This window comes from Streptomyces sp. NPDC085524, from assembly GCF_044541755.1.
GTDB lineage: Bacteria > Actinomycetota > Actinomycetes > Streptomycetales > Streptomycetaceae > Streptomyces.
Genome location: NZ_JBITTH010000030.1, coordinates 22,837 through 34,247 on the forward strand (window position 1 = coordinate 22,837; position 11,411 = coordinate 34,247).

Annotated in this window: 13 protein-coding genes; 4 read left to right on the top strand and 9 right to left on the bottom strand. The window is 73.2% G+C overall.

All coding sequences use genetic code 11. The features are described 5' to 3' along the window. Window positions 1-83 precede the first annotated feature (83 nt). A complete protein-coding gene (gene trpD / locus ACIGFK_RS34505; RefSeq protein WP_376655300.1) occupies window positions 84-1,145 on the bottom strand; it encodes an anthranilate phosphoribosyltransferase in 1,062 nt (353 codons plus the stop codon). Between the two features lie 127 nt (window positions 1,146-1,272). On the opposite strand from trpD, the gene ACIGFK_RS34510 reads away from it, so the two are divergent. Beyond that, entirely contained in the window at window positions 1,273-2,688 is a 1,416-nt protein-coding gene (locus ACIGFK_RS34510; protein WP_376655301.1) for a PLP-dependent aminotransferase family protein, read from the top strand. A gap of 41 nt (window positions 2,689-2,729) precedes the next feature. Here the strand turns inward: ACIGFK_RS34510 and ACIGFK_RS34515 are convergent, their stop codons facing one another. The 5 genes from ACIGFK_RS34515 to ACIGFK_RS34535 form a co-directional block, all read right to left on the bottom strand. Next, window positions 2,730-3,236: a hypothetical protein gene (locus tag ACIGFK_RS34515; RefSeq protein ID WP_400055024.1), complete on the bottom strand. Its 507-nt coding sequence runs from the start codon at window positions 3,234-3,236 to the stop codon at window positions 2,730-2,732. A 121-nt stretch (window positions 3,237-3,357) separates the two neighbouring features. Beyond that, complete coding sequence (locus tag ACIGFK_RS34520; protein ID WP_386468662.1) at window positions 3,358-4,998, bottom strand: serine/threonine-protein kinase; 1,641 nt, start codon at window positions 4,996-4,998, stop codon at window positions 3,358-3,360. Window positions 4,999-5,104: 106 nt separating this feature from the next. Continuing rightward, entirely contained in the window at window positions 5,105-5,440 is a 336-nt protein-coding gene (locus ACIGFK_RS34525) for a hypothetical protein (RefSeq protein ID WP_386468661.1), read from the bottom strand. 415 nt (window positions 5,441-5,855) lie between these two features. After that, window positions 5,856-6,239 (bottom strand): SDR family oxidoreductase, encoded by a 384-nt coding sequence (locus ACIGFK_RS34530; protein WP_400055026.1) that lies wholly within the window; start codon window positions 6,237-6,239, stop codon window positions 5,856-5,858. After that, window positions 6,152-6,778: a ScbR family autoregulator-binding transcription factor gene (locus ACIGFK_RS34535; protein WP_376655306.1), complete on the bottom strand. Its 627-nt coding sequence runs from the start codon at window positions 6,776-6,778 to the stop codon at window positions 6,152-6,154. Before ACIGFK_RS34535 ends, ACIGFK_RS34530 begins: the two co-directional genes overlap by 88 nt. 296 nt (window positions 6,779-7,074) lie before the next feature. Between ACIGFK_RS34535 and ACIGFK_RS34540 the strand changes: the two genes are divergently transcribed. The 3 genes from ACIGFK_RS34540 (at window position 7,075) to ACIGFK_RS34550 (ending at window position 8,784) form a co-directional block, all read left to right on the top strand. Beyond that, complete coding sequence (locus ACIGFK_RS34540) at window positions 7,075-7,635, top strand: YbaK/EbsC family protein (protein WP_376655307.1); 561 nt, start codon at window positions 7,075-7,077, stop codon at window positions 7,633-7,635. A 115-nt stretch (window positions 7,636-7,750) separates the two neighbouring features. Next, window positions 7,751-8,116 (top strand): hypothetical protein, encoded by a 366-nt coding sequence (locus ACIGFK_RS34545; RefSeq protein WP_376655308.1) that lies wholly within the window; start codon window positions 7,751-7,753, stop codon window positions 8,114-8,116. Beyond that, the gene (locus tag ACIGFK_RS34550; RefSeq protein WP_376655309.1) at window positions 8,113-8,784 is read left to right on the top strand and encodes a nucleotidyl transferase AbiEii/AbiGii toxin family protein; all 672 of its coding nucleotides are present in this window, start codon (window positions 8,113-8,115) and stop codon (window positions 8,782-8,784) included. The genes ACIGFK_RS34545 and ACIGFK_RS34550 overlap by 4 nt, the downstream gene beginning before the upstream one ends. A 21-nt stretch (window positions 8,785-8,805) precedes the next feature. On the opposite strand, the gene ACIGFK_RS34555 is transcribed toward ACIGFK_RS34550, so the two are convergent. The 3 genes from ACIGFK_RS34555 to ACIGFK_RS34565 form a co-directional block, all read right to left on the bottom strand. After that, a complete protein-coding gene (locus ACIGFK_RS34555) occupies window positions 8,806-9,477 on the bottom strand; it encodes a DUF4097 family beta strand repeat-containing protein (protein WP_376655310.1) in 672 nt (223 codons plus the stop codon). Window positions 9,478-9,669: 192 nt separating this feature from the next. Next, complete coding sequence (locus ACIGFK_RS34560; RefSeq protein WP_376655311.1) at window positions 9,670-10,263, bottom strand: dihydrofolate reductase family protein; 594 nt, start codon at window positions 10,261-10,263, stop codon at window positions 9,670-9,672. A gap of 122 nt (window positions 10,264-10,385) precedes the next feature. Beyond that, window positions 10,386-11,336, bottom strand: coding sequence for a TauD/TfdA family dioxygenase (locus tag ACIGFK_RS34565; RefSeq protein ID WP_376655312.1), 951 nt, complete (start codon window positions 11,334-11,336; stop codon window positions 10,386-10,388). Window positions 11,337-11,411: the final 75 nt, after the last annotated feature.

The following is an 11,411-nucleotide window of genomic DNA, read 5'->3' on the forward strand; positions in this document are numbered from 1 at the left end:
TAAGGACGTGGCCGGGCGCCGTCGGCGCGCCTAGGTTCCGGTCCGGAGGAAGGGGGTGGAGGGGTGGTGCGCCTGATGGAGGCTCAGCGGGCCGCGGCGGCCGTACGGTTCTCGCGGGCCTTCTTCCGCGTGACGGCGGCCCAGCGTTCCAGGACCGCGGCCGCCGCGCCGGAGTCGACGGACTCGGCGGCCCTCGCCAACCCGTCGGCCAGCCGCTCGGCGACCGGCCGTGCGTCGGGTGACAGGGCGGCGAGTCCGGCCGCGGCGGAGAGCAGGACCGCGTCCCGGACCGGTCCCCCGGCTCCCGCGAGGACCTCGCGGGCCACCCGTGCGTTGTGGACCCGGTCGCCGCCCCGCAGGGCCTCGGCGGGCGCGTACGGGATGCCGAGGTCCCTCGGGTCGAAGGTCTCCGTCCGCACTCCGGAGCCGGTGGCCGACCAGACGGTGGAGGTGGTGGTGACGGTCAGCTCGTCCATCCCGTCGTCGCCCCGGAAGACCAGCGCGGACGTCCCGCGCCGGGCCAGCACCTCGGCGATCAGCGGGGCCAGCCGGGCGTCGGCGACGCCGACCGCCTGCGCCGCGGGGGCGGCCGGATTGGTCAGCGGTCCCAGCGCGTTGAAGACCGTACGGACGCCCAGTTCACGGCGGGGTCCGGCGGCGTGCCGCATGGCGGGGTGGAACAGCGGGGCGAAGCAGAAGGTGATGCCGGTTTCCTCCGCCACCTCGGCCACCTCCGCCGGCGGCAGGTCCAGGGCGATCCCCAGTTCCTCCAGTACGTCGGCCGAGCCGCAGGCGGAGGAGGCGGAGCGGTTGCCGTGCTTGACCACGCGGGCGCCCGCCCCGGCGGCCACCACGGCGGACATCGTGGAGACGTTCACGCTGTGCGAGCCGTCGCCGCCGGTACCGACGATGTCGAGCGCGGGGCCGGGCACCGGCAGGGGCACCGCGTGCCGGCGCATCGCGCGCACCAGGCCCTCCACCTCGTCGGCGGTCTCCCCCTTGGCCCGCAGGGCCGTCATCAGCCCGGCGAGCCGGACCGGTCCGGCCTCGCCGGACATGACCCGGTCCATCGCCCACTCGGTCTCGGCCGGGGACAGGTTCCGGCGGTCGAGCAGTGCGTCGAGCAGTGCGGGCCAGGCGGTCACGGGGCTCTCCTCGGCGAAGGCGGGACGTACGCGTGCCGACAAGTCTGGGAAAGGGGCGGCCGGGCCTCCAGACCACTGGCCCGCCCTCCGCACGGTCCAATCCGGCAGACACCGAAGGAGAAAGCCAGTGTCCCTGCACGCCACGGTCGCCCTCGTCAGGCACTCCGGCATTCCGCTGACGTCGCAGATCCAGCGGTTCATCAGGCAGGAGGTGACCGAGGGAGCGCTGCACCCCGGCACCCGGCTGCCCTCCAGCCGCCGCCTCGCCGACGACCTCGGCGTCTCGCGCAGCGTCGTGGTGGAGGCGTACGGGCAACTCGTCGCGGAGGGCTACCTCGAGGCCGTCCAGGGTGCCGGGACCCAGGTCGTGCGCCATCTCGAGCGCGCCGCCCCCGCTCCGCCGGTGCCCTCCCTGCTGGACGACGCGCACGGCGCCCGCCGGGACCCCCCGGTCCGCTGGAACCTGCACCCCGGCGGGGGCGGCGTCCCCGGCTTCCCGCGCCGCGAATGGCTCGCCTGCTACCAGCGGGCGCTGAACACGGCCGACCCGGCGGCCCTCGGCTACCCGCCGCTCGCCGGGGACGCGCGGCTGCGCGTCGAACTGGCCCGCTGCCTGGGCCGGATGTGCGGGGTGCGCAGCACGCCCGAGCAGGTCATGGTGACCGCCGGGTTCGCCCAGACGCTGGGTCTGCTGGCCGCGTCACTGCCGCAGCTGGGCATCGGCTCCCTGGGCATCGAGAACCCGGGCCATCCCGGCCAGCGCCGGTTCGTCCGGGAGAGCGGGCTGCGGCCGGTACCGCTGCCGGTGGACGGGGAGGGCCTCGTGGTCGAGGCGCTCGCCGCTTCCGGGGTGCGGGCCGTCCTGGTCACTCCGGCGCACCAGTTCCCCACCGGGGCGACCCTTTCCGGGCCCCGCCGCGAGGCGCTGGTGCGGTGGGCGCGGGAGGTGGACGGCCTGATCATCGAGGACGACTACGACCGCGGGCTCTGGTACGACCGGGGAGCGGGCCGGCCGCCGGCCCTGCAGCGGCTCGCCCCGGACCGCGTGGTGTACGCGGGGACCTCGAGCAAGTCCCTCGCCCCCGGGCTGCGGCTGGGCTGGCTGGCCGCCCCCGTGCCGCTCCTGGACGGGCTGCTGCGCGCCCGGGCCCGCCAGGACCTGGGCACCGACGTACTGACCCAGCTCGCCTTCGCGGAGTTCCTGCGCGGCGGCGCGTACGACCGGCACCTGCGGCGGCTGAACTCCCTGTGCCGCCACCGCCACGACGCCCTGCGCGAGGCGGTGCGCCGGCACCTGCCGGGAGCGGCCGTGGTGGGTCCGGCCGCGGGGCTGCACGCGTACGTGACGCTGCCCCGGCACACCGACGAGGCGGCGCTGGTCGCCGGGGCGCTGCGCCGCTCGGTGCTGCTGTGCGGCGCGGCCTCGCACCACGCCCGCCCCGGCGGGGGCGCGCCCGCACTGGTGGTGGGGCACGCCCATCTGCCGAGGACGGGGGCGGAGCAGGCGGTGCGGGAAGTGGCCGCGGTGCTCGGCGGGGCGTGAGGGTCCCGGTGGGGCCGCACGCCCCCGGAGGGCGGGGTGGGTCAGCTCCGCGAGGCGGAGGAGACGACGCACTCCTTGTACTCGCTGCCGTCGCCCTTGCCGGTGTACGGCGCGGTGGCCTCGGCCTGCTGGGACGCGCCCGCCTTGACCTTGAGGTTCGTGACCAGGGCCTGGGCGGGGGCGGCGGTCGAGCCGGCGGCGCCGCGGAACTTCATGGTGATGTTGTAGGTGTAGTCCAGCGAACCGCTGTTGGTGACGGTGAGCTTGGCGACCAGGTTCTTGCCCGTGGCGTCCAGCTTGCAGGCGTCGATGCGGATGTCGCGCTCGGCCTTGTTGCTGCTGCTGGACCCGCCGGTGACCGAGGTACCGCCGGAGGTGGTGCTGCTGTTGCTGTCGTGGCTGCCGCCGGTGGAACCGCCGCTGGAGCTGGAGCTGTGGCTGGAACCGTGGCTGCCACCGCAGCTGCCGCCGTGGGAGCCGCGGGCTCCGGTGAGGGCGACGATGGCGATGCCGAAGACGGCGACTGCGCGGACATGGCGAAGCTTCACGTTCAAACCCCGTTGATGTGTCAGTGAATGAGAGGGCCCGCCTTGACGGGCGCATGCCACCCTAACAGCGGGCACCGACAGGCCCGGTCCGCGAGACGGACGGCTCCGGGCACACGGCGCTTCAGGATGCGGGCCAGACCGTCAAGTCACCGGTCAGCCAATTCGGTCCGTCACTCATCGCGATGATCTGCTTGAGCTGGAGCACGAACAACGCGATGTCACCGGAGGGGTTCTTGATGCAGAACTGGCTGCCGCCCGCGGCCAGGGACAGCTCGACCTTGCGCCGCTCCGTGCGTTCGAGGGCCGTCCGGCACGTGTCGAGGGTGCCGCTCGCGCCGGCCTCCAGCAGGGTGATCACGCTCGATCCGCTCTCCAAGTCGCAGCTGCCGTACTTGCACTTCAGGCGGAGGTCGCCCGTGCGGTCGGCGCGCAGCACCGGCTTCTTGAGGTCGATCGAGTTGTCCTCCTGCAGCTCCAGGCCGGGATAGGGGACGGGAACCGGCGTCCTGGGCGGCGCGGGTGTGCCCGGTGCCGGGGCGGAGGCCGGCGGTGCGGACGCGCCGGTCGCCGCACCGGACGACGCCGGACCGGACGACGCCGACCCGGACGACGCCGACCCGGGCGTGCGGGCGGGTGCGGATGCGGAGGGTGCGTGCTGCTTCGTCCTGGCGCCTTCCGGGTCGCGCAGGCCCGCCGTTCCCTTGGCCGCCCAGACCAGGCCCGTCACGAGCAGGGCCCCGGCCGTCACCGCCGCCGCGGCGATCAGTGCCGTACGGCGCCGCCCGCGCGGAAGCCGGCTCTGCGGTCCGGGCTCCGGCGGCGGGCGCCAGGCCAGGGCGAAGGTGTGCAGGTCGGTCGGGTTCGGGACCGGGGCCGGGACGGAGACCTCGGGGCCCGCCACCTCCCGCCAGACGGCCGGGCCGTCGTCCGTGTCGCCGGGCAGGTGGCGCCGGCACCATGCCACGATCTCCGCCGGGGTGGCCCGTTCCTCCGGGTCCGCGGCCAGGCAGCGGGCGATCAGCGGGCGCAGTTCCTCCGGCAGGCGGGAGAGGTCGGGGGCGGAGTTCACGATGCGGAACAGCACGCTGACCGCGGGGCCGGATCCGTAGAGGGGTTCGCCCAGCGCCGCGTACGCCGCGGTCTGGCCGAGGGCGAAGACGTCGGTGGCGGCCGTGACGTCGCCCGCCTCCGCCTGTTCGGGAGCCATGTACTGGGGGGTGCCGATGGGGCTGCCCGTGGCGGTGGCCGCGGTGGTGCCGGAGGCGAGGGAGATGCCGAAGTCGATGACGCGGGGGCCGTCGGCGGCCAGGAGCACGTTCGACGGCTTCAGGTCGCGGTGGACGACGCCTGCGGCGTGGATGACCTCCAGGGCCTCGGCCACTCCCGCCAGCAGCCACAGCACCGCGGGCACCGGCAGCGGTCCGCGCCGGGAGACGGCCTCGGACAGCGAGGGGCCGGGCACGTACAGGGTGGCCAGCCAGGGCGGGGTCCCGCCCGCGTCGGCGTCGATCAGCTCGGCGGTGTACGCCCCCCGTACCCGCCTGGCCGCTTCGACCTCGCGGCGGAACCGCCGCCGGAAGTCGGGGTCCTCGGCCAGTTCCGGACGGACCACCTTGATGGCGACCGGGCGGCCGCCCCGGGTGTGCGACAGGTAGACCCGGCCCATGCCGCCCGCACCGAGCCTGGCCGCGAGGCGGTAGCCGCCCACGACGGTCGGATCGTCCGCGTGCAGCGGCTGGAATGCGTCGGTCGCGGTGCTCATCGGTCTCCCCCGGTCCCCTCATCAGCCGACGGGCTGATCAGACGTCACCCTAAGCGGCGGGCAGGGAGGGGGATCTTCCGGGGCGGGCCCGCGCCCACCTGCGGCTTTACCGGTTCACGGCGGACGGGTACCAGCCCGGCCACTGCGGGTGGGGATACCGGCGCACGCGGCGCCCGAGGGCTTCGAGCCCGAGGAACGCGGCTCCCGAGGCGAGGGTCGCGAGGAACGTCAGGCCCATCGCCGCCACCCGCCAGAAGCCGGCGGCGCCCGTCACGCCCAGCCAGAGCGCACCGGTTCCCGCCGCCAGGAGCAGCAGCAGCGGAATCCTGGCCCCGAGCGACAGCCGGCGGCTCGTCGCGACCACGGCGAAACCGACGATCACGCCCGGCGTCACGGCTACGAGGAAGCCCAGGAAGAGGAAGACGAGAAGGGCGATGACCATGGCGCGCTGACCTCCGGGACGCGGACTCCGACGGCCTCCATGCTGCCACAGGATCTGAACGTGTTCAAGAAAACCGGAGGGGGCGTTCAGGCAGGTGAGAGGGGGGTCGCACTCCCTTCTCCCATGCGTGTCCGTCGAGTTGGGGAGCCGTCCATCATCCTGAGGAGCAACGCACGAGCAGGACGAGGTCGGTGGAGCCGTCGCGATGGCCCGGCCCTGGAGGTGCCGGCGCCATCCGGCGGGCGTGCCCGGCGAGCAGCGCCCGGGCCAGGCCCGCGGCCACACCGGCGGCGAACCGGCCGCCATGGTCAGGGAGTACGAGGTGGAGAAGGCGGGGGCGACCTTCGCGCACGCAGACAAAAGGACAGCCGGGCGCCGCCCTGTCGGGCGCCCGGCCGTCCTGGGGGGCCTGCGGTCACTTCGCGGTCCACCCGCCGTCGACGGGCATGGCGGCACCCGTGACGAAGGAGGAGCGGTCACTGAGGAACCACGCGGCGGCCTGGGCGATCTCCGAGGGATCGGCCATGCGCTTCTGGGCGGCGCAGCTGACGAACGGCTCCCGCAACTCCGGTATCTCTTCGAGCACTTGCTGGATGAGTTCGGTGCGGGTGGTGCCCACCACCAGGCGATTGGACCCTGCCCCGTCTCGGCCACACCAGTGATCACTGGACGGCCGGCGGCCCCGGGGCGGGACGCCCGCGTCCCGCCCCGTCACGCGTCGGCCTTCCCGCGCAGCGGGTCGAGGTCGATGGTGGCCGCGACGGCATCGGGAGCCAGGCCCGGAAGCAGCAGCCGCCACATCCTGACCACGCGATCGGTGAGGTCCGCCCGCCCGCTCATCAGCTGCGAGTGCAGCTGCGTGCCGGTACAGGTGCCGACGATGAACTCGGCCACCTCGGCCGGGTCGACCCCTTCCCGGAGCTCGCCGTTGGCCGCCGCCTCCACGAGGCAGGCCTCCAGGATCTTCTCCCAGTCGGTGAACGAGGTCGCGTCCCGCACCCCGAAGGCCCCCTGCTCCACCGCCAGTTGGACGCCGGCCCGCAGCAGCAGGTCCGTCCGCAGGCGCCAGGACCACACCAGGGTGATGTCCACCAGGCGCTGCAGGCCCGATGACGCCAAGTACGGGACGACCGTCTCGGGCTGAGCGTTCATCACGGCACGGGCCATCGCCTCCTTGTCGGGGAAGTGGAAGTAGACGGCTCCGAGTGTGACCCCGGCCAGTCTCGCCACCTCCCTCATGCGGGTGCCCCGGTACCCGTGCTCCTCGAGCAGTTCTGCCGCTGCCCTGAGGATCTGGTCCCGCGTCCTGACCGAGCGCTCCTGCTTCGGCTCCTGCATCGCGCCTCAACTTCCTCGACAAACAAAAAGAACGCACGTTATGTTACGGGCCTCGGCCCCCTCACCGCCAGCGGCCAAGGCGCAACGAGGTACAACGAGGCACGCTCGCCGTTCCCGGAGTGAATCAAATGATCGACATCCAGCCTGCGCACGTCCGTTTCACCACCCGCCTTTCCCACATCCCCAAGCACCGTGCTGGATCGGGGCGGGGCCGTCGCCTCCACCTGCTCCGTGACGCTCGAACCGCACGCCCGCGAGTCGGCAGCCGCGTGACCTCCTGGGGCAGAATGGCCGGCATGCGCGCTCCCATCGGCCCGTTCGAGCAAGTCCGCCCCGCCCCCGAGTGCCTCGAGGAGCTCACCCGGCCGGTGGCCGACGCGATCCGCTCCTGGAGCGGCGGCGTCCCCGCGGAGCAGATCGTCTACGTGGACAGCGACCCGGCCATCGCCGACACGGCCGCCTTCGTCGAGCACTACGGGCAGGAGCTGCTCGGACAGTCGGCGAACTGCGTGGTCGTCGCGGCGAAGCGGGGCGGCGAAACCACGCTCGCGGCCTGCCTGGTCCCCTCGGGCGCCCGCGCCGACGTCAACGGCGCGGTGCGCAGGCGGCTCGGCGCGCGCAAGGTGTCCTTCGCGCCGATGGACACGGCCGTGGAGCGCACGGGCATGGAGTACGGCGGCATCACCCCGATCGGCCTGCCGGCCGACTGGCCGCTGCTGGTGGACCGGGCCGTCGTCGACATGCCGTACGTACTGATCGGCAGCGGCAGCCGGCGCGGCAAGCTCATCGCTCCCGGCAAGCTCTTCGCGGAGCTCCCGGGGGCGGAAGTGATCGAGGGCCTCGCCTTCGCCGGCTGACGGCGCGGCCGGGACCGGCGGCCCTGGACCGGCGGCCCTAGACCGGCGGCCCGGGATCGAGGTGTGCGGGCGTCTGCGATACCGGGGACGGGCGGGACACGGGATAATCGGGTTCATGGTCATGCTCCCCTCCGACAGCGCGGCGCCCTCGGCGGCCGAGGTGCTCCACGCCCGGTACGCGGGCAGGCTGCCCGCCTCGCTGGAGAAGCTCGCAGGTCCCCGGCACGGTGTGGTCGAGCTCCCGCTGCACGTCGCCTGGTCCGGACTGCGCGCCTACGACCTGGACCGGCCGCGGCTGCGCATGGGCCTGTACCGCACCGTCCTGGCCGAGGGGCAGCACGAGGACCTGGTGGCCCTGCTGGACCGCGATCTCCTCCTGGCCCAGTGGCCCGTCCTGCGCACCCTGGTCAGCAGGCACCTGCGGGAGGTCTGGGAGGACGCCTTCCCCGAGCTCGCGTCGGCGGGATCCGCCGCCGCGTGAACCTCAGCGACCTGCACCGGCGGCTGCTCGCCGCCGTGATCGACATCGGTGCGCCGTACCCCCTCGTGATCACCGGCGGGTACGCGGTCCAGGCCCACGGCCTCGTCGAGCGCCTGAGCCAGGACCTCGACGTCGCCACCGAGAATCCGGCGCCGATGGCGGAGATCGCCGCCGGGCTGGAGCGGGGGCTGGCGGCCCGGGGCTGGCAGGTGCGCGTGATCTCCGTGGACCCCCTGTCGGCCCGGCTGATGGCCGCCGACCCGGAGTCCGGCGAGGAGTGCGAGGTCGACGTCCTCAAGGAGCACTTCTGGACCCCGCCGGCCCAGACCGAGTACGGGCCGGTCCTCGCCCTCGACTCCGTGATCGGCACCAAGGTCCGCGCCCTGGCGGACCGGGGGGCCGTACGCGACCTCATCGACGTCCACGCGGCCTCCCGCCACCGCACCGCCGGCGAACTCGAACGTCTCGGCGAGCGGCACGGCCGCGACGAGTTCCGCCTCGAGGACCTCCGCGACCGGCTCGCCGGGGCGGACTGGGCGGACGACGAGGAGTTCGCCGCCTACGGGCTCACCGAGGACGAGACGGCCGGGCTGCGCGTCTGGGCCCGGGGGTGGGCCGACGACCTCGGCCGTCGTCTGCACCACCAGGACGACGAGCACGACGTCTGAGGCGGCCGGCGGCTCCGTTCTTCAGTTGCTGCGGGCGGTGATGTCGCCGTAGGCGGTGGTGGCCCGGAGGCTGAGGCCGGCGCCCGCGCCTTCGGTGTTCAGCAGCGAGTTGTGGATCCGGCCGTAGGCCGTGTCGGCCTCCAGGGTCGCGGAGACCCCCTGCGCGGCGGCGACCGTGATGTCCCCGTGCTCCGTGCGCAGTTCGACCGCTCCCGCCAGGGCGTCGGTGACCCGGATGTCGCCCTTCTGCGTGTGGATCCGGGACGGGCCCGACAGGCGGCCGACCGTGACGTCACCCGACTGCAGGGTCAGACGGGCGCTCGCGGTCTCCTCCAGCGTCACGGTCGCCTTGCTGCCCTCGAAAGTCACGTCACCCAGGCGGCCCGCGCCCTGGAACTCCGCGAGCGCCACCTTCGCCTCGACACTGGAACCGGCCGGCAGCTGCACGGTGACCTCCACCGACCCCGAGCTGCCCAGCAGCCGGTTCCCGGCCGGCCCCGCCGCGATCCGCAGCACACCGTCCGCACAGGCGACCGTGACCTGCTCCGCCGCCTTCACGTCACGGCCCTTCGACGCATCCGAGGGAACGACCTCGACCGTGGTCTCCGCCCGGTCGGCGGCGACGAACCGGATCCGGCCCGCGGGAATGTCCAGGACGGCGGAGACGGGAGCGGCGGTGGCGAACTTCTGCATGGTCATATCCTTCGGCTCGTTGTTTCTGATGACCGAAAGCTACGTTGCGTTCATGGATGCCTGCAACATACTCGTTGCGTAAAATCCAACTTTCCGCAGGTCAAGTGACTAAAATCGTTGCACCGGGTTGGATTTCAACGCAATGGAGATCCTCCTTTCGTTGCAATGAATGGAAAGTGAAGGCCACGGCGGTCAGGCCTGGGCGCGGGGGCGGTAGGTGGTGACCTGGACGCCGGTGGCGCTGGTGACCGTCGAGACCAGGTCGAGCGGGCGCATGGTGCCGTCCGCAGGGAAGATCGACTTACCGGGGCCGAGCAGCACCGGCATGATCATCAGGCGCAGCTCGTCGGCCAGGCCCTCGCTCAGGAGGGTGCGGGCGAGGGTGGGGCTGCCCATGACCAGGAGGTCGCCGCCGGGGGCGTCGTGCAGTTCGCGGATGCGGGTGACGGCCTTGCCGGCGGGGATGAGCGCGGTGTTCCAGGCGAGGTCGTCCTCGGTGAGGGTCTCGGAGACCACGTGCTTGGGCAGGGCGTTCATCCGGTCGGCGAAGGGGTCGCCGGCCCGCTCGGGCCAGGCGGCGGCCATGTTCTGCCAGGTGCGGCGGCCGAAGAGGAGCGCCTCGGCCTGGTCCAGCGCCTCGGCGAAGGCTCCGCCGACGACCTCCGGGTCGAAGAAGGGGTGCGTCCAGCCGCCGTGGGCGAAGCCTCCGTCGGTGTCCTCCTCGGGGCCGCCGGGGGCCTGGACGACGCCGTCGAGGCTGATGAACTCGCTGATGACGATGCGCATGGGAGGTGCTCCTGTTTCCTCGCGTCGGTCCGTACGCCCATGAAGACCGGCGCGAGGGGGCGAACTCATCGGTGGGGGGCGGAGTTCGCGGTGTGAACCGGATCACATCCCGCCGGGGGCGCTCACGTCATGGAGACGACGACCTTGCGGGCCCCGGTGAAGGACTCCCGGCCGTGCAGCACGGACATGTTGTCGACGATCATGATGTCGCCGGCCTGCCAGGGCTCCGCAACCATGTTCTCCCGCTGGGCCTTGCGCACGTGGGCGAGGTCGTCGTCGCTCAGCAGGGTGCCGTCGGCGAAGGTGGCCCAGTGCGGCAGGTCGGCGGCGGTCTCGGTGAGCTCCAGCAGGAGTTCGGCCTCCTCGTCCGGCAGGTTGGACGGGTGCCACTGGTCGGCCTGGTTGAACCAGGTGTAGCGGCCGGTGCGCGGGTTGACCCGGATGCCCGGCCGGCGCTGTATGACCCGCAGGCCGCCCTCGGGGGTCCATTCGTACTCGGCGTCGGACTCCGCCAGGAAGGCCTCCACCACGGACCGGTCCTGCGTCTCGTAGGTGTCCTGCCAGGACTTGCCGAGCCCGAGCCCGCCGTGCAGGTGCTGGCTGTAGACGACGCCCGAGGAGAACCGCGCCCGTACGCCGGGGGGCAGGGAGGCCAGCAGGGCCTCTCCGTCGCAGACCGGGGTGGCGCCGCCGGTCTCGGCCGCGGTCAGGCAGCCGAAGTAGAGCCGCGTCGGCCAGGCCTTGGCGTACGACATCTCGTTGTGCAGGGAGATGTCGTAGCGGGCCGGGTACTCGGTGGAGGTGAAGACCCCGTCCGTGACGGACATGCGCGGGGTGTTGCCGCCCCGGTAGCTGTCGATGAGGGAGTCGCCGAACCGGCTCACCGCACGGTGGAAGGCTTCCGCGTCGCGGGCGCCGAGGCCGCGGACCATCACCGCGCCGCAGGCGGACAGGAGTTCCTCGGCACTCCGGCAGACCTCGTCCCAGCGCGCGTCGTCCCATCCGTCCGCCGGAGTCCCGGTGTGCAGGACCGCCAGCGTCGTGCCGCCGGCGGTGCGTGTCTCGTATCGCATTTCAGCGGTTCTCCTCGCAGTCGCGCGCCGCACCTCGGACCACTCTCACCGGGCGGCGGATGGCGTCGATTATGG

Bases quoted from the DNA above. Each gene is read 5' to 3' on its own strand.
- ACIGFK_RS34565 (WP_376655312.1), bottom strand. From the start codon at position 11,336: ATGCGATACGAGACACGCACCGCCGGCGGCACGACGCTGGCGGTCCTG.
- ACIGFK_RS34545 (WP_376655308.1), top strand. From the start codon at position 7,751: ATGGTCATGCTCCCCTCCGACAGCGCGGCGCCCTCGGCGGCCGAGGTG.
- ACIGFK_RS34560 (WP_376655311.1), bottom strand. From the start codon at position 10,263: ATGCGCATCGTCATCAGCGAGTTCATCAGCCTCGACGGCGTCGTCCAG.
- ACIGFK_RS34520 (WP_386468662.1), bottom strand. From the start codon at position 4,998: ATGAGCACCGCGACCGACGCATTCCAGCCGCTGCACGCGGACGATCCG.
- ACIGFK_RS34540 (WP_376655307.1), top strand. From the start codon at position 7,075: ATGCGCGCTCCCATCGGCCCGTTCGAGCAAGTCCGCCCCGCCCCCGAG.
- ACIGFK_RS34555 (WP_376655310.1), bottom strand. From the start codon at position 9,477: ATGCAGAAGTTCGCCACCGCCGCTCCCGTCTCCGCCGTCCTGGACATT.
- ACIGFK_RS34535 (WP_376655306.1), bottom strand. From the start codon at position 6,778: ATGCAGGAGCCGAAGCAGGAGCGCTCGGTCAGGACGCGGGACCAGATC.
- ACIGFK_RS34525 (WP_386468661.1), bottom strand. From the start codon at position 5,440: ATGGTCATCGCCCTTCTCGTCTTCCTCTTCCTGGGCTTCCTCGTAGCC.